Consider the following 15959-nt stretch of genomic DNA (forward strand, 5'->3'; position numbering starts at 1 on the left):
CGCTGTGAAAACTTTTTCAATAAAAATAGCCAGAATCGCGATCACTTTGATTCTTGTCCTGCTGGGGATTGTCGCGGTGTTCAAGGCCTGGGTGTTTTACACCGAATCCCCCTGGACGCGGGATGCCAAATTCACCGCCGATGTGGTCGCAATCGCGCCTGACGTCAGCGGTCTGTTGACCAGCGTACCGGTAGTGGATAACCAACTGGTGAAACAGGGGCAGGTGCTGTTTGTCATCGATCAGCCGCGCTATCAACAGGCCCTGGCGCAAGCCAATGCCGATGTCGCCTATTACCAGACGCTGGCCGCAGAGAAAAAACGCGAAGCCGGTCGCCGGGTAAAACTGGGTATCCAGGCGATGTCGCAGGAAGAAATCGATCAGGCCAACAACGTGCTGCAAACCGTGCAGCATCAGTTGGCGAAGTCGATTGCGGTACGCGATCTGGCCAAGCTGGATCTGGAACGTACCACGGTACGTGCGCCGGCCGACGGCTGGATCACCAACCTTAACGTGCACGCCGGTGAGTTCATCACCCGTGGCTCTACCGCCGTTGCGCTGGTCAAAAAGAATACCTTCTACGTACTGGCCTATCTGGAAGAAACCAAACTGCATGGTCTGAGCAAAGGCGATCGGGTGGAAATCACCCCATTGGGCAGCAACCGTATCATGCACGGTACGGTAGACAGCGTGGCCGCCGGGGTGAACAACAGCAGCAGTACCAATGACACCAAAGGGCTGGCGGCCATCGACAGCAACCTGGAGTGGGTGCGTCTGGCGCAACGTGTGCCGGTAAAAATCGTTCTTGATGCCGAGGATCAGCAACATCCGTATCCGGCTGGCACCACCGCGACGGTAGTGGTTACCGGCAAGGGCGATCGCGACCGGGACGGCAGTTCACCTTTTGTACGCCTGATGCATCGGCTGCGTGAGTTCGGTTAATGAATAGTCCGACGTTCCTACGCCTGCGGTTTGCCTTCAAACTGAGCTTTGCCATCGTCTTTGCGCTGTTTGTCGGCTTTCACCTCAATCTGGAAACGCCGCGCTGGTCTGCCATGACCGCCGCCATCGTCGCTGCCGGGCCGGCATTTGCCGCCGGCGGCGAGCCGTTTTCCGGTGCCATTCGCCACCGCGGCTGGCTGCGCATCATCGGCACTTTCATCGGCTGTTTCGTCGGCCTGATTATTATCGTCACTACCGCGCGTGCGCCGGTGGTGATGCTGATGCTGTGCTGCGTCTGGGCCGGCTTTTGTACCTGGGTTTCCTCGCTGATTAAAGTGGAAAACTCCTACGCCTGGGGGTTGGCCGGTTATACCGCGCTGATTATCATCGTCACCGTCGCCACCAGCGAGTCGCACCTGCTGGAAGCACCGCAGTTTGCGGTCGAGCGCTGCAGCGAGATCGTGCTGGGCATCGTCAGCGCGGTGCTGGCGGATCTGATTTTTTCGCCGCGCTCGATCAAACAGGACATTGACCGTGCGGTGGATAAACTGCTGGTGGAGCAGTACCAACTGATGCAGCTGTGCGTCAGCAATGCTGACAAAGAGGATATCGACCGTGCCTGGAGCAATCTGGTGAAGGGCACCACGGCGCTGAACGGGATGCGCAGCAGCCTGATGATGGAGTCCTCACGCTGGCAGAAGGTTGACCGGCGGGTGCGCGTGCTGCATACCCTCTCGCTGACGTTGATAACCCAGGCTTGCGAAACCTACCTGATCCTGCTCAATCACCCGGATGCGCTGAAAGAGAACATCCGCGAGCTATTGCTGGTGCCGGCGGAAACGCCGCAGGAGATCCATAAACGGATGAAGCTGCTGCGCCAGGTGCTGACCACCAACCGTACCGATGAAACATTGCTCACCGTCTCCAGTTGGGTGGGGGCGGCGACCCGCTATCTGCTGCTGGCCAAGGGCATTCACACCAACAGCAGCGTCAGCGCGGTGGAAGAAGACGTGCTGCGCAGCGAAGTGGTGGTCAAGCCGACGTCGGCGGAAGGCCACCATGCGATGATTAACGGCTTGCGTACCTTTACCGCCACGGCGCTGGGCTGTCTGCTGTGGCTGTGGACCGGTTGGACCTCCGGCAGCGGGTTTATGGTGATTATCGCGGTGATCACCTCATTGGCGATGCGGACGCCAAACCCGCGCATGGTGGCGTTGGATTTCGTGCTCGGCATGCTGGTGGCCATCCCGCTTGGCGCGCTGTATTTCATGGTGATTATTCCGGCGACGCAGCAAAGTATCCTGCTGTTGTGCCTCAGTCTGGGACTGTTGGCGTTCTTTATCGGTATCGAAGTGCAAAAACGACGGCTGGGGTCGCTGGGGACGCTGGCCGGCACCATCAACATTCTGGTGCTGAGCAACCCGATGGAGTTTAACGTCACGCAGTTTCTGGATGCTTCGATCGGCCAGTTCCTCGGTAGCTGCGTCGGGCTGATGGTGCTGTTACTGATCCGTGACAACTCGCGCGAACGCACCGGTCGCACCCTGTTGAACCAGTTTGTCGGCAGCGCGGTATCGGCGCTGACCACCAAGGCCGCCAAACGGCGGGAAAACCACCTGCCGGCGCTGTATCAACAGCTGAACCAGCTGCTGATGATGTTCCCCAACGATATTGCCAAATATCGTCTGGCGCTGAATCTGATCATTGCGCATCAGCGCATGCAGCGCGCCGAAATCCCCGCCAGCGAAGAGCTGTCGGCGTTCCACCGGCAAATTCGCAAAACGGCCGATCGGGTGGTGAGTGCCAAGAATGACGTCAAGCGTGCCTACTATTACGATCGCTTGCTGAGCGAGATGAACGACTACCAGCAGAAACTGGTGGATAATCAGGCCCCCCTCAGCGTCACCGGGCCGGTGAAGCGGCTGGCGGATATGCTGCACCGCTATCGTCATGCCTTGATCGATTGATGCCCTCCGCTCGGACGCTGCCGCAGTAGGCCGTGTCCGCAGCTATACTGAGAGAATGTTGTTATCTCGCGGATGCGGGAATATTCATACCCTCAGGAGGGCTGCAAGCATGTCTGTAGAACAACTGACCGAGAGTGAATACTTCAATACCGGCTATTTTGTCGCCGGACAATGGCATACCGCCAGCGAGACGTTCGATGTGCTGAACCCCGCCAATGGCGAACGGGTGGCGAAGGTCGCGAAGGCCGGCCAGCGCGAAACGCAGGCGGCGATCCGCGCCGCCAGCCAGGCATTCCCGGCCTGGCGTGATACCCCTGCAAAAACCCGTAGTGAAATTCTGCACCGCTGGTATCTGCTGATACTGGAACAGAAGGATTTTCTGGCGACACTGATGACCACCGAGCAGGGTAAACCGTTCAAAGAAGCGCAGGGCGAAGTGGACTACGCCGCCAGCTTTATCCAGTGGTTCAGCGAACAGGCCAAACGAGCCAATGGGGAAATCATTCCCCCCGCCAAGTCGGGCGCACGCATTCTGGCGACCCGTGAGCCGGTTGGTGTAGTGGCGGCGATTACGCCGTGGAACTTTCCGTTGGCGATGCTGACGCGCAAACTGGGGCCGGCGCTGGCCGCCGGCTGTACTGCCCTGATCAAGCCTGCCAGCAACACGCCGCTGTGCGCCTTTGCCTTGCTGGCGCTGGCGCATAAGGCCGGCGTACCTGCCGGGGTGCTGAACGGCGTGGCGGGGGATACCCGCGCCATCAGCGACGCCATTATGGCCAGTTCGGCGGTGCGTAAAATCACCTTTACCGGCTCCACCCACGTTGGCAAGACGCTGATGCGTAACGCGGCCGAAACCATGAAGAAAGTGTCAATGGAACTGGGCGGCAACGCGCCGTTTATCGTGTTTGATGACGCCGATCTGGAGCTGGCGGTGCAAGGGGCGATTGCCAATAAGTTCCGTAACGCCGGACAGGTGTGCGTATGCGCCAACCGTTTCTTTGTTCAGGACGGCATTTACGATAAATTTGTCAGCCGGCTGGCGGCAGAGGTGCAAAAACTCAAGGTCGGTAATGGCATGGAGCACGACGTCGTGGTCGGGCCGTTGATCGATCGGGACGGCGTAAAGAAGGTGGAAGAGCACGTCAAGGATGCGTTGCAGCACGGCGCGCGTATCGTGGTTGGCGGTGAACGGCATCGGCTGGGTGGCAATTTCTTCCAGCCGACGGTACTGGCAGAGGCCAATGCACAGATGAAACTGGCGCAGGAGGAAACCTTTGGTCCGGTGGCGGCCTGTTTCCGCTTTGGCAGTGAAAGCGAGGCGATCGAACGCGCCAACGATACGCCGTTTGGGCTGGCGGCCTATTTCTATACCGAGAATCTGCAGCGGGTGTTCCGCGTGTCGGCGGCGTTGGAAAGTGGCATGATTGGCATTAATGAATGTTCGGTATCGACCGAACTGGGGCCGTTTGGCGGCGTCAAAGAGTCCGGTTTGGGGCGTGAAGGGTCGGTATTGGGTCTGGAGGAGTTCCTGGAAGTGAAAACGTTACACATCGGTAATCTTTAATTCATCCAATTCAGTTATATAACTAACGTGGGGCGTATCCTGAGCCCCGGTACGACAGGGAAAGTAATGAACAAGCGGATTCTGGTGGCGGTGCTGATCGCCGTGGTGATGGCCGGTTTTATCGCATTGCGCGGTAATGGCGATCGGGCGATTGGCCATGTGCCTGCGGTGGCGGCAACGGAAAGTATTGATCAACTGACACAGCAAAAACGGGTGGTGCGCTACCTGAAGCAACACCAGCGCCTGCCGGGCTATTACATTACCAAGAAGCAGGCGCGTGAGCAGGGGTGGAATGCCGGTGACGGCAACCTGTGTTCGGTGTTGCCAGGCAAGGCGATCGGCGGCGATCGCTTTTCAAACCGTGAAGGGCGTCTGCCTGCCGCGCACCAGCGCGTCTGGCGTGAGGCGGATATCAATTATCAGTGCGGGCGGCGCGGTGCCGATCGCCTGCTGTACTCTAGTGACGGTTTGATTTTTGTTACGCGTGACCATTACAAAAACTTCATTCGGGTGGAGTGAGTCTGATGGGAAAAGTTGAATTTGATTTCAGCCAGATACCCGATCCGTCGGCTTTCTATCGGGATTTTGCCGGCAAGTTTGCATTGGGCGAAGAGTTTGGCGCCAATCTGGACGCGCTGTGGGACGTGGTGACCGGCGACATCGGTTTACCGGTCGAGATTGAGTTCGTCAATCTCGATAACCGGCGCAAACGCCGTTTCGGTGCGATTATTCTGCTGTTTGAAGAAGCGGAGGAAGAGCTGGAAGGCAGCCTGCGTTTCAATATTCGTGAGGACAGCAGCGCGCCAGCGCACCATCAGGGATGAACGATGATGTTCATCCCTGGATGCAGGCGGCGCTGCGGCCACTCATTCGCTGGTCTCGGCCAGCTCGCGCAGATACTGGAAGATCTGGCGGTATGCTTTTGGCGGTTTATTGGCGGCCTTTTCTTTCTGGGCGTTACGCACCAGTGAGCGCAGTTGCTGCCGGTCGGCCTGCGGATACAGATCCAGAATGGCGGGTACCGCGTCATCGCCTTCTTCCACCAGGCGGTCGCGCAGCGCTTCCAGCTTGTGGAACAGCGATACCTGCTGATTGTGGCGGTTTTTCAGCTTGTCGAGCGCGGTCTGAATCGGCTCAACGTCGCGGGCGCGCAACATTTTGCCGATCAGCTGGATCTGGCGGCGGCGGCCTTCTTTCTTGATCTTTTGCGCCAGCTCAACGGCGTTGCGCAGGTCTTCATCCAGCGGGATACGTTCCAGCGCGTTTTTCCCCAGTTCAACCAGTTCGGTTCCCAGGTCTTTCAGCGCTTCGGCGTCGCGTTTGATTTCACTTTTACTGACCCAGATAATCTCGTCATCGTCCTCGTTGTCATTGTCCGGGACATCGTCGAGCCAGTCTTCAGGCTGTTTGTTCATGGTAGGCTCCGTTAAAAAGAGGCTAATCCTAACAGGTTGCTGCCTTTATGCGAAATTCCACGCGGTTCCTGTTAGACTCAAGGGCATTATTCATTCGATTTTGCGTGCCATTCGCGCAACCACGCCGCCACGGCACTTTTCTCAACGATTTTTTAATTATGGCAGATTGATGAAAGTAGTCACTCAAGTTGCAGAACAGCGCAAGACGCTGGAACGGGCTGTTTCACAGGCTCTGGAACTGGCGGGCGCCGGTTCCGATGCGGCAGAAGTTGCCGTCACCAAAACCACCGGCATCAGTGTCAGCACTCGCTTTGGCGAGGTAGAAAACGTCGAATTCAACAGCGACGGCGCACTGGGCATCACCGTTTATCATCAGCAACGCAAGGGCAGTGCATCGTCAACCGATCTCAGCCCGGACGCCATTGCGCGTACCGTGCAGGCGGCGCTGGACATTGCGCGCTACACCTCGCCGGATCCGTACGCCGGCCCGGCGGAACGGCAGTTGCTGGCGTTCGATGCGCCGGATCTGGATCTGTTTCACCCGGCCGAGCTGGACGCCGAGCGTGGTATTGAACTGGCCGCCCGTGCCGAACAGGCGTCGCTGGCGGCGGACAAGCGCATCACCAATACCGAAGGCGGCAGCTTCAACAGCCACTATGGCATTAAAGTATTCGGCAACAGTCACGGCATGCTGCAAAGTTACTGTTCCAGCCGCCATTCGCTGTCCAGCTGCGTGATTGCCGAGCATCAGGGCGATATGGAACGCGATTATGCCTATACCATCGGACGGGCAATGGGCGATTTGCAAAGCCCCGAGTGGGTGGGGGCGGAATGCGCCCGCCGCACGCTGTCGCGCCTGGCGCCGCGCAAATTGTCGACCATGAAGGCGCCGGTGTTGTTCGCCGCCGAAGTGGCAACAGGTCTGTTTGGCCACCTGGTGGGGGCCATTAGCGGCAGCAGCGTCTATCGCAAATCCACCTTCCTGCTGGATTCGCTTGGCAAACAGATCCTGCCGGCCTGGCTGACCATCGAAGAGCACCCTCATTTGCTGAAAGGGCTGGCCTCGACGCCGTTTGACAGCGAAGGCGTACGCACCCAGCGGCGCGATATCGTCAAGGACGGGGTGTTGCAGACCTGGCTACTGACCAGCTATGCGGCGCGCAAGCTGGGCATGCACAGTACCGGCCATGCGGGGGGGATTCATAACTGGCGTATTGCCGGTCAAGGCAATGACTTTACCGCGATGCTGAAACAGCTGGGCACCGGACTGGTAGTGACGGAACTGATGGGTCAGGGCGTTAGCGGCGTGACCGGCGATTACTCGCGTGGTGCCTCCGGCTTCTGGGTGGAAAACGGAGAAATTCAATATCCGGTCAGCGAGATTACCATTGCCGGCAACCTGAAGGACATGTTGCGCAATATCGTCAGCGTGGGCAGCGACATTGAAACCCGCAGCAATATTCAGTGTGGTTCGGTGCTGCTGCCAGAAATGAAAATCGCCGGCGAATAACCGCGTGACGGCCGGCGGGAGCCGGCCAGTTTTGCAGGGGGTCGGCTTTATATCGTTGCTTACAAATATTTTCTGTCGATGTTGCGGTGCGCCGATTATGTTAATTAACGGTAACTAAAACAATAACTGGAAGGTGAGCATGAAGACAACACTGAAGGCGCTGGTGGCGTTGACGCTGCTGGGGGCCAGTTCGCTGGCGATGGCTGCCGATCTCGACGAAGATATGGATATCATTTCTGGTAACTACAAAACTGCGTTAAAAACCGATTCCATCGCCACATTTAAACAAAGCCTGCAAAATATGCGCGCTGCCGCGCAGGATGCGCAAAAGGCCACGCCGCCAAAGCTGGAGAATAAAGCGCCGGACAGTGCGGAAATGAAAGACTTCCGTCACGGTCTGGATACGCTGATCGGCCAGATTGATGGTGCGCTGGCGGCGGCTAACCAGGGCAAACTGGCCCAGGCGCAGAGCTTGGCGCAGGATTTCAAAACCACCCGCGATAGCTACCACCAAAAATACCGCTAATTGCGCGCGCGCGGCCCGCTATCGACGCGGGCTGGCGCCGCTCAGGAAACTGGACGGCGTTTGCCCCAGCACCCGACGAAACATGGCGGAAAACGCTGCGCTGTTCTCATACCCCAACTCCCAGGCAATTTGCGTTACACCCTCCCCGGCCGCCAGGCGGGACAACGCCAGCACCACGCAGGCACGCTGGCGCCATTGCGAAAAAGCCAGACCGGTTTGTGACTGAAAGAAGCGGCTGAACGTGCGGATGCTCATATACAGCTGCTGTGCCCAGTGTTGCGGTGACAGATGAATATTCGGCTGTTGCAGGAACGATTGGCACAGCGCGTTCAGTCGACTGTCGGTGGGCAAGGGGATATGCAGTGGCAACGACGACAGACGGGCTATTTCGTGCAGTAACAGGGAGACCAGGCAGGCGTCGCGCCCTTGTAGCGCATAGTCGAGCGGCATTTCCACCGCCTCGATCAGCAACTGACGCAGCAGCGGAGAAACGCTGACCACCTGACAACCCGCACTACGCGCTGTCAGCGGCAAGGCCTCTGGCTCGATATACAGGCTGCGGGTGGTGACGCCCTGCATTTTTACCTGATGAGGCATGTGCGGCGGCAGCCAGACCGCACGCTGCGGTGGCACGATCCAGTTCCCACTGCGGGTATGGACATGCATGATGCCGGTTGCGCCATACAACAACTGGGCGCGGCGATGGCTGTGCATGGGGAGGAGATAACCCGGCGGATAGTCTCTGCCGATGGCAACCACCGGCCGTGGGAGATGATCCACTTCATCGATAGCTATGTTGCGCATGGTCCTGCGATTCATATTGGCCGAATCACCATGATAGTTGGCTTTACATCGTATGCAAGCCAGTGGCCAAGATGATTACCCTATTGCCTTTTGATGTGCGGAGGCAATGCAGCATGACGGAACTGATAATTATCCTTTCTGCCGGTTTTCTGACCGGTATTACCACCATCCTGTTTGGGTTCGGCGGCGGTTTTGTGGTAGTGCCGTTTGTCTACCAGCTGATTTCCGCCTCCGGTGAGCACCCCGGTCAGGCAATGCATATCGCGGTGGCTACCTCGACGACGGTGATGATCCTCAACGCCGGCTACGCCACTTACGGGCATTGGCGCAGCGGCAGCATACTGCGGGAAACGGTTGTTCCGCTGATTTTTTTTATTGCGATCGGCGCGCTGGCAGGGGCATTGGCGGCTACCTTGATGACCGACCGCGTCATTCGCCTGCTGTTTATCGCCTATATGGTAGTCACCATCGCTGACTGCTTGTTCCACCAGGGGTTTTTACAGCGCCCGGCGCGGCGTGCGCTGTCGTCTCGCACGCACAGGTTCGGTGGGGCGCTGATCGGCTGCGTGGCGGCGATGCTTGGTGTGGGGGGCAGCGTGATGACGGTACCGCTGTTGCGGCGTCATGGCTACGAAATGAAATATTGTGTCAGTGCAGCCAATCCGCTGTCGATCGCAGTGGCGGTGATGGGGACGGCCACATACGGTTGGCTGGGGCAGGGAAAAATCGCCGGAGCGGCCTATTTGGGCTATGTAAACCTGGTTATTCTGGCGCTGTTGGCGCTGGCCGGTACGGTGGGGATCGCCTTTGCCAAACGTGCGTTGCCGCGGATTGACGATACGCTGCACGCGCGGATCTACGTGCTGTTGCTGATACTGGTGCTGGTGGCCATTGCCTGGTGACATAAGGGGCGGCGCGTTGCCGCCCGCGCCGATCAGCGGTGGTACACGCCCGCCGCTTCTGGCTGATACAGTATTTCCAGCACTTCTATTTGCGCCTGCTCCCCGCTCGGCAGCGCCCAGTCAATCTGTTTGCCGACGTGCATGCCGAGCAAGGCGGCACCCAGCGGCGCCATCACCGACAGTTGCTCACTGCTGTTTTGCAATTCAGCCGGGTAAACCAGCGTACGCACGTGCTCTTCGTTGGTATGCAAATCGCGGAAACGCACTCGGCTGTTCATGGTAACAACATGGGCCGGGATCTGGGCTGGCGGCAGGATCTCGGCCCGATCCAGTTCAGCATTCAATGCTGCAGCGACATCGGTATTGGCATAGGCCGGCTTTTCCAGCAACGCATCCAGTCGTTCCGCATCCAGCTCATTAATAGTAATGGTTGGTTTGGTCATTCCACTCTCCAATAGCCTCAAATAAACAACACAAAGCAACACCCCCGCGCCGTGGGGAGCGGGGGTGTTGGAAATGTCGGTTTGTTCTTCCGATAGTAGGGGGTTAGCGCAGGAAAAGAAAGAGATCCCGATCACGAACTTTTCTTCGACATAAACGCCACCGAGGCAAGCGTTCATCATGTTATCTTTTTGTATTCCAATTAACTTATTTGCAAAAGCGGCAATATGCGAAATGGATCCCAGATAATCACCCAATTTCCACTTTGAACTGGAAAAAAACGCGCTACACACCCAATGGAACAGAGAGTAGGGTAAAGATAACAGATAAAGTGAGCGATTCGGGAGTGACTGAAAGTGAATGAAGGAGCGGCATCGCTAAAAACCACACAGGTTGATATTACCCAGGCAGAAACCATTACCGAAAGGGTATTGTCAGATATTACCACCATGCTAAATTCAGAGAGTATTTATACCAACGCGGTGCAACAACAAATGCTGGAGTCGCATATTCGTGCAATGGTGCTGCGTTCAATTACTGGCGAACCTCTGCCTGAAGTGGACAAATCACTGTTCGATGAGATCTCGCCACATTCAATGCAGTTGGCGCAGCGAGTGGTAAGCCAGTTTAATAATTTGCCGATCGAAGAATCCTATTTACTTTCGGTACACTTTGAAGTGGCAAAAGATAATAACCAATAAGCGTTTTATTGATTTCAATCAGGAGAATAAACCATGGGTCAAATTACCGTTGTGATCGGCGACCGTCTGGGCAAAGGGCAAAAAGTTGGCCAGGGCATTGAAAGTGCGGGTGGAAAAGCCATTGTCATTCCCGGAGTGGCAGCCGACATGAAGCTGGGCGACGTAATGAAAGCAGAAAACGCACAGCTGGGTATCTCGTTCTGCGGCAGCGGTGGCGCCGGTGCCATTACCGCGCAAACCAAATATGGCTACAAGGCCAAATATGGCATGCGTTCGATTGAGGAAGGCGTGACGGCAATTAATGAAGGCTGTAACGTGCTGGGATTCGGTTTTATGGATAAAGAAGAACTGGGGCAGAAACTGGTTGAAGCCTATATCAAGAAACACGGCGTAGCATAATGAAGGAACAGTATACCACCTCGGTAATTGTTACGGGCAAGGGTGACAGCAAAGCAAAAGCCTTTGCTTCCGCCCTGGCGAATGTACAGGGTGCGGTATTAAAGTCCACCAATAATATTCTGCTGCGCATCGAACCGCAGGACGTCAGCGTATTAAGCGCGGAAGAAAAAACAACTCGAGAGAAATTCCTGTTCTTCTTTCTACCGCGTGAAAGAAAAAGTTATGCCGTTTCTCTGGAAGTAACCATAAATGTGACAGTTATCAACACAGAAAAGGTTGTTTTCACCTCGAAATAATAAGGGCAGACTCATGTTCCTAATAATTTTATTTAAGTCGATTATTATCGGCGGGCTGGTGGGGGTTGGCGTCGGTGCCGGCGCCGCCCGCATGTTCCATGCTCCGACAACACAGGGTATGGGTGCATTCCGCACCTTGGGCGAGCTGAATTCCTGCGAAGGCGATCCGGCATCACACTTCTCATTTGGCCTGGGCTTTTTCTTCAATGCCTGGGCGTCTTCCGTGGCGGCCGGTGCCTTCACGCAGGACGTTGACCACCGCATCATCCCCAACTGGGGGGCGGCCGCGCTGATGATCAAGAACCGCAATGTGGCGCAAACGCTGCACGATCCGAAAAAAATGGCCATCGCCTGCGGCATCATCGGCATGCTGGTGGTGGCCTTTCTTAACTCCACCGCCTCGGCCGTTCCGGCGGCGCTGCAGGTTACGGCCATCAAGGTGCTGGTGCCGGCTGCCAACCTGCTGGTGAATACCGTGATGCCGGTGATCTTCTGGCTGGCGGCGATTGATGCCGGCAAGCGTTCCGGCTTCTGGGGCACCATTTTTGGTGGCCTGGCACAGTTGATTATGGGCAACGCCGTTCCGGGGCTGGTGCTGGGTATTCTGATCGGCAAAGGGGTTGAAGAGAGCGGCTGGAACAAGGTCACCAAAATAATGATGGCGGTGATCGTGCTGTTGTTCGTGCTGAGCGGCTTCTTCCGCGGCTTCGACATGAAACTCCTCGAGTCCTTCAGCCTTGGCATACCGGGCTGGCTGGATGCCATTCACAACACCCTGAGCGGTAAATAAGGCGGCGTGACGATGGAACAACAAACTCAACAACAAGGCTTCTGGTACGCCGACTGGTCGTTCCCGATTTTTGTCGGCCTGCTGTCCTCGGGCGTGTTTGCCGGGACCCATATGTACTACCTGTACGGCATTGGCGCGTTCAACGAAGTGGCTTTCGTCTCGATGCTGCGTGCCGGCATGGATACCGGCGTGTATGGCGCGGTGGCGGCGTTCGGCGCCAGCTTCCTGTTTGCCCGCATTATCGAAGGCTCGCTGGTTGGCATCCTGGATATCGGCGGGGCGATCCAGACCGGTGTTGGGCTGGGCGTGCCGGCGCTGCTGCTCGGCGCGGGCATCGTGTTCCCGGTAGCCAACTTTGCCGCGTCGCTGGTCACCGGTCTGGTGATTGGGCTGGCGATCGGATACCTGATCATCCTGGCGCGCAAGTTCACCATCAACCAGAGTAACTCGACCTATGGCGCAGACGTCATGATGGGCGCGGGCAACTCCTCCGGGCGTTTCCTTGGGCCATTGATCATTTTGTCCGCCATGACCGCGTCGATTCCGATCGGCATCGGTTCGTTGCTCGGTGCGCTGCTGTTTTATATCTGGGGTAAGCCTATTACCGGCGGCGCCATCCTTGGCGCAATGATCCTGGGGGCCATTTTCCCGGTTGCCATCTGAACGAGGCCGTGGGGCGAACGGTGTCGCCCCGCGGTAAGGAGTAAAGCATGTATGACTTAATCATCCGCCACGCGCGGCTGGCCGACGATCGGTTGGTTGACGTGGCGGTTCAGGACGGCAAGATTGTGGTGGTTGGGCAACTGGCGCCGCAGGCTCAGGGGAAGCGCCAACTCGATCTGGGCGGCAGATATCGCCTCAGCGCCGGTTGGATCGACGCCCACGTCCACTGTTACCCGTCTTCGCCGATTTATCACGATGAACCAGACAGCGTCGGCACCTGTTGCGGCGTTACCACGGTAGTAGATGCTGGCAGTACCGGTACTGACGACGTCGACAGTTTCTATGCCCTGACGCGCAGTGCCAAAACCAACGTGTTCGCCTTCCTGAATATTTCGCGCATTGGCCTGTTGCGCCAGAACGAGCTGGCCGAGATGGCGGATATCGACAAGCAGGGCGTGCAGCGGGCCATTGAGCGGCATCGCGGATTCATTATCGGCATCAAGGCGCGCATGAGCAGCAGCGTCGTTGGCCAGAATGGCATCAAACCGCTGATACGTGCCAAGGAGATCCAGCAGGAAAACAATCAGCTGCCGTTGATGGTACATATCGGCAACAACCCGCCGGATCTGGATGAAATCGCCGATGTGCTGACGCGTGGCGATATTATCACCCATTGTTATAACGGCAAGCCCAACCGCATTCTGACTCCGGCCGGTACGTTGCGCGAGTCAATTCAACGGGCGTTGAAGCGCGGCGTATTGCTTGACGTTGGCCACGGTACCGCCAGCTTCAGCTTTGAGGTTGCGCGGCAGGCGATCGCTCTCGGCATTCTGCCGCATACCATCAGTTCCGATATCTACTGTCGCAACCGCCTGTCCGGGCCGGTACACAGCCTGGCGACGGTAATGTCCAAATTCTTCACCGTCGGCCTGTCGTTGCCGCAGGTGATTGACTGCGTAACCGTCAATGCCGCATCGGCCTTGCAACTGACCGGTAAAGGGCAGCTGCAACCGGGCTTTGACGCCGATTTGACCATTTTCGATCTTCGCCAGGCGCCGCAGGTATTTGCCGACGCCGAAGGGCAATCCGCCAAGGGTGAACAATTGCTGGTGCCGCTGGCTGCGGTGGTGGCCGGGGAAGTCCTATTAACCGATGAAGGGAAAGCCGCTCATGTCTTCGATCTATGAAAAATACCAGTTAAAACAGGTAATCAATACGTCCGGCCGTATGACGGCGCTTGGCGTTTCCACCCCTCGTCAGGAGGTTATCGACGCGGTAGGTTATGGTCTTGACCACTATTTCGACATCAAGGATCTGGTGAATAAAACCGGTGCCTATATCGCCGATCTGCTGAACGTCGAGGCGGCGGTAGTGGTTTCCTGTGCCTCCGCCGGCATTGCGCAGTCGGTGGCGGCCATCATTGTCAAAGACAATGCCAACCTGCTGGTTAACCTGCACGCCGCGCCGGTAAACGAACCACGCGAGATCGTGCTGCCGCGCGGGCATAACGTCAACTTCGGCGCGCCGGTCGACACCATGGTGGCGCTCGGCGGCGGTAAAGTAGTGGAAGCCGGCTACGCCAACGAATGTTCCGCCGAACAACTCGAGGCCTGCATTACCCGGCAAACGGCGGCCATTCTCTATATCAAGTCGCACCACTGCGTGCAGAAGAGCATTCTGTCGGTCGAACAGGCGGCGGCGGTGGCGCGCAAGCATCAGCTGCCGCTGATCGTGGATGCGGCTGCCGAAGAAGACCTGCTGTGTTATTACCAGATGGGGGCCGATTTGGTGATTTACAGCGGAGCGAAGGCGATTGAAGGGCCGACCAGTGGTCTGGTGATCGGCAAAGAACAGCTGGTCGAGTGGGTGAAATTGCAGTCCGGCGGCATCGGTCGTGCGATGAAGGTCGGCAAGGAGGGCATTCTGGGTCTGACGCAGGCAATTGAAAGCTACCTGACGCAGGAAAAGACCAGCGGCGCGCAAATGGTGGAGCGCATGACGCCCTTTATCAATAGTCTGAATACCTTGAACGGGGTAAGCGCCAAAACCGTCTGGGACAGCGCTGGCCGCGACATTGCGCGCACGGAAATCGCTTTTGACGAAGCGGCGATCGGCATGTCGACCCTCGACATTGTGCAAGCGCTGAAAACCGGTGACATCGCCATTTACTTCCGTGGTTACAAGGCCAACGAAGGCAAGATCGAAGTGGATGTGCGCAGTGTGGATCAACAGCAGCTGACGACCGTTTTTAACTGCATTAAAAAATTATTGGAGCAACAAGCATGAAGCTGAAGCCGAACTATTACCGTGACCGCGTATGTCTGAACGTACTGGCGGGTTCAAAGGACAACGCACAGGAGATTTACGCGGCGGCAGAAGGGCACGTGCTGGTTGGCGTGCTGTCCAAGAATTACCCTGACGTCGCCAGTGCGGTAGCCGATATGCAGCGCTACGCGCGCCTGATTGACAACGCGCTGTCGGTGGGACTGGGGGCAGGCGATCCGAACCAGTCGGCGATGGTCAGCCTGATTTCACAACAGGTGCAGCCACAGCACGTCAATCAGGTATTCACCGGCGTCGGCGCCAGCCGTGCGCTACTGGGGCAAAAGGATACGGTGGTCAATGGCCTGGTATCGCCGACCGGGCGGGTTGGCTGGGTGAAGATTTCCACCGGGCCGCTGAGCGCCGCTGCGCCGGACGGTATTGTGCCGGTTGAGACGGCGATTGCGCTGTTGAAAGACATGGGAGGCAGTTCGATCAAGTACTTCCCCATGGGTGGACTGAAGTGCAAGGACGAGTATCAGTACGTTGCCAAAGCGTGCGCCGAACATGACTTCCTGTTGGAACCGACCGGTGGCATCGATCTGGACAATTTTGAGCAGATCCTGGCAATCGCGCTGGAAGCGGGGGTGAAGCAGGTGATCCCACATGTCTACAGTTCGATCATTGATTCTGCCAGCGGCAATACGCGCCCGCAGGATGTTAAAACGCTGCTGGCGATGACCAAAAAACTGCTGGGCTAAACGCCGGCGCGTCGGGGT

19 protein-coding genes are annotated in these 15959 nt (G+C 57.3%); 16 read left to right on the forward strand and 3 right to left on the reverse strand.

The features are described 5' to 3' along the window. The first annotated feature begins 4 nt into the window (after positions 1–4). The 5 genes from aaeA to NYE85_RS06890 all read left to right on the forward strand — a co-directional run bounded on the left by aaeA (position 5) and on the right by NYE85_RS06890 (position 5295). Entirely contained in the window at positions 5–940 is a 936-nt protein-coding gene (aaeA, locus tag NYE85_RS06870) for a p-hydroxybenzoic acid efflux pump subunit AaeA (RefSeq protein ID WP_259003937.1), read from the forward strand. Then, the gene (gene aaeB / locus NYE85_RS06875) at positions 940–2907 is read left to right on the forward strand and encodes a p-hydroxybenzoic acid efflux pump subunit AaeB (protein ID WP_259003939.1); all 1968 of its coding nucleotides are present in this window, start codon (positions 940–942) and stop codon (positions 2905–2907) included. Before aaeA ends, aaeB begins: the two co-directional genes overlap by 1 nt. A gap of 109 nt (positions 2908–3016) precedes the next feature. After that, complete coding sequence (locus NYE85_RS06880; RefSeq protein WP_259003941.1) at positions 3017–4471, forward strand: NAD-dependent succinate-semialdehyde dehydrogenase; 1455 nt, start codon at positions 3017–3019, stop codon at positions 4469–4471. 66 nt (positions 4472–4537) lie between these two features. Next, positions 4538–4990 (forward strand): ribonuclease domain-containing protein, encoded by a 453-nt coding sequence (locus NYE85_RS06885; RefSeq protein WP_259003942.1) that lies wholly within the window; start codon positions 4538–4540, stop codon positions 4988–4990. A 5-nt stretch (positions 4991–4995) separates the two neighbouring features. Beyond that, on the forward strand, positions 4996–5295 hold the full coding sequence (locus tag NYE85_RS06890; RefSeq protein WP_259003944.1) for a barstar family protein: 300 nt from the start codon (positions 4996–4998) through the stop codon (positions 5293–5295). A gap of 42 nt (positions 5296–5337) precedes the next feature. Here NYE85_RS06890 and yjgA read toward each other — a convergent pair whose 3' ends face one another. Then, positions 5338–5886 carry a ribosome biogenesis factor YjgA gene (gene yjgA, locus NYE85_RS06895; protein WP_259003945.1) on the reverse strand — a complete coding sequence of 183 codons (549 nt, stop codon included), beginning with the start codon at positions 5884–5886 and terminating at the stop codon, positions 5338–5340. Positions 5887–6055: 169 nt separating this feature from the next. Here yjgA and pmbA point away from each other — a divergent pair, with 169 nt between their 5' ends. Both pmbA and cybC read left to right on the forward strand, forming a co-directional pair. Then, positions 6056–7396, forward strand: coding sequence for a metalloprotease PmbA (gene pmbA / locus NYE85_RS06900; protein ID WP_259003947.1), 1341 nt, complete (start codon positions 6056–6058; stop codon positions 7394–7396). Between the two features lie 139 nt (positions 7397–7535). Then, a complete protein-coding gene (gene cybC / locus NYE85_RS06905) occupies positions 7536–7922 on the forward strand; it encodes a cytochrome b562 (RefSeq protein ID WP_259003948.1) in 387 nt (128 codons plus the stop codon). 18 nt (positions 7923–7940) lie between these two features. Here the strand turns inward: cybC and NYE85_RS06910 are convergent, their stop codons facing one another. After that, a complete protein-coding gene (locus NYE85_RS06910; RefSeq protein WP_259003949.1) occupies positions 7941–8726 on the reverse strand; it encodes a helix-turn-helix domain-containing protein in 786 nt (261 codons plus the stop codon). Between the two features lie 113 nt (positions 8727–8839). Here NYE85_RS06910 and NYE85_RS06915 point away from each other — a divergent pair, with 113 nt between their 5' ends. Continuing rightward, positions 8840–9628 (forward strand): sulfite exporter TauE/SafE family protein, encoded by a 789-nt coding sequence (locus NYE85_RS06915; protein ID WP_259003951.1) that lies wholly within the window; start codon positions 8840–8842, stop codon positions 9626–9628. Positions 9629–9660: 32 nt separating this feature from the next. Here NYE85_RS06915 and rnk read toward each other — a convergent pair whose 3' ends face one another. Further along, positions 9661–10071, reverse strand: coding sequence for a nucleoside diphosphate kinase regulator (rnk, locus tag NYE85_RS06920; protein ID WP_259003953.1), 411 nt, complete (start codon positions 10069–10071; stop codon positions 9661–9663). A gap of 354 nt (positions 10072–10425) precedes the next feature. Here rnk and NYE85_RS06925 point away from each other — a divergent pair, with 354 nt between their 5' ends. Genes NYE85_RS06925 through NYE85_RS06960 form a run of 8 tightly spaced genes read left to right on the forward strand, consistent with a single transcriptional unit; the run spans position 10426 to position 15941 of the window. Next, positions 10426–10770, forward strand: a complete 345-nt coding sequence (locus tag NYE85_RS06925) for a glycine dehydrogenase (RefSeq protein WP_259003955.1) — start codon at positions 10426–10428, stop codon at positions 10768–10770. 33 nt (positions 10771–10803) lie between these two features. Next, positions 10804–11169 carry a glycine-rich SFCGS family protein gene (locus tag NYE85_RS06930; protein WP_259003957.1) on the forward strand — a complete coding sequence of 122 codons (366 nt, stop codon included), beginning with the start codon at positions 10804–10806 and terminating at the stop codon, positions 11167–11169. Further along, the gene (locus tag NYE85_RS06935; protein WP_259003959.1) at positions 11169–11465 is read left to right on the forward strand and encodes a DUF4312 family protein; all 297 of its coding nucleotides are present in this window, start codon (positions 11169–11171) and stop codon (positions 11463–11465) included. Before NYE85_RS06930 ends, NYE85_RS06935 begins: the two co-directional genes overlap by 1 nt. A gap of 13 nt (positions 11466–11478) precedes the next feature. Continuing rightward, on the forward strand, positions 11479–12255 hold the full coding sequence (locus tag NYE85_RS06940) for a DUF4311 domain-containing protein (RefSeq protein ID WP_004958107.1): 777 nt from the start codon (positions 11479–11481) through the stop codon (positions 12253–12255). A gap of 12 nt (positions 12256–12267) precedes the next feature. Next, complete coding sequence (locus NYE85_RS06945; protein WP_004958108.1) at positions 12268–12918, forward strand: DUF4310 family protein; 651 nt, start codon at positions 12268–12270, stop codon at positions 12916–12918. A gap of 47 nt (positions 12919–12965) precedes the next feature. Next, entirely contained in the window at positions 12966–14105 is a 1140-nt protein-coding gene (locus NYE85_RS06950; RefSeq protein WP_259003962.1) for an amidohydrolase/deacetylase family metallohydrolase, read from the forward strand. Then, positions 14089–15204 carry a DgaE family pyridoxal phosphate-dependent ammonia lyase gene (locus tag NYE85_RS06955; RefSeq protein WP_259003964.1) on the forward strand — a complete coding sequence of 372 codons (1116 nt, stop codon included), beginning with the start codon at positions 14089–14091 and terminating at the stop codon, positions 15202–15204. The genes NYE85_RS06950 and NYE85_RS06955 overlap by 17 nt, the downstream gene beginning before the upstream one ends. Then, on the forward strand, positions 15201–15941 hold the full coding sequence (locus tag NYE85_RS06960; RefSeq protein WP_259003965.1) for a 2-dehydro-3-deoxy-phosphogluconate aldolase: 741 nt from the start codon (positions 15201–15203) through the stop codon (positions 15939–15941). Before NYE85_RS06955 ends, NYE85_RS06960 begins: the two co-directional genes overlap by 4 nt. Positions 15942–15959 lie beyond the last annotated feature (18 nt).

The sequence above is a fragment of the Serratia sp. AKBS12 genome, assembly GCF_024793895.1.
Taxonomy (GTDB): Bacteria; Pseudomonadota; Gammaproteobacteria; order Enterobacterales; family Enterobacteriaceae; genus Serratia_F.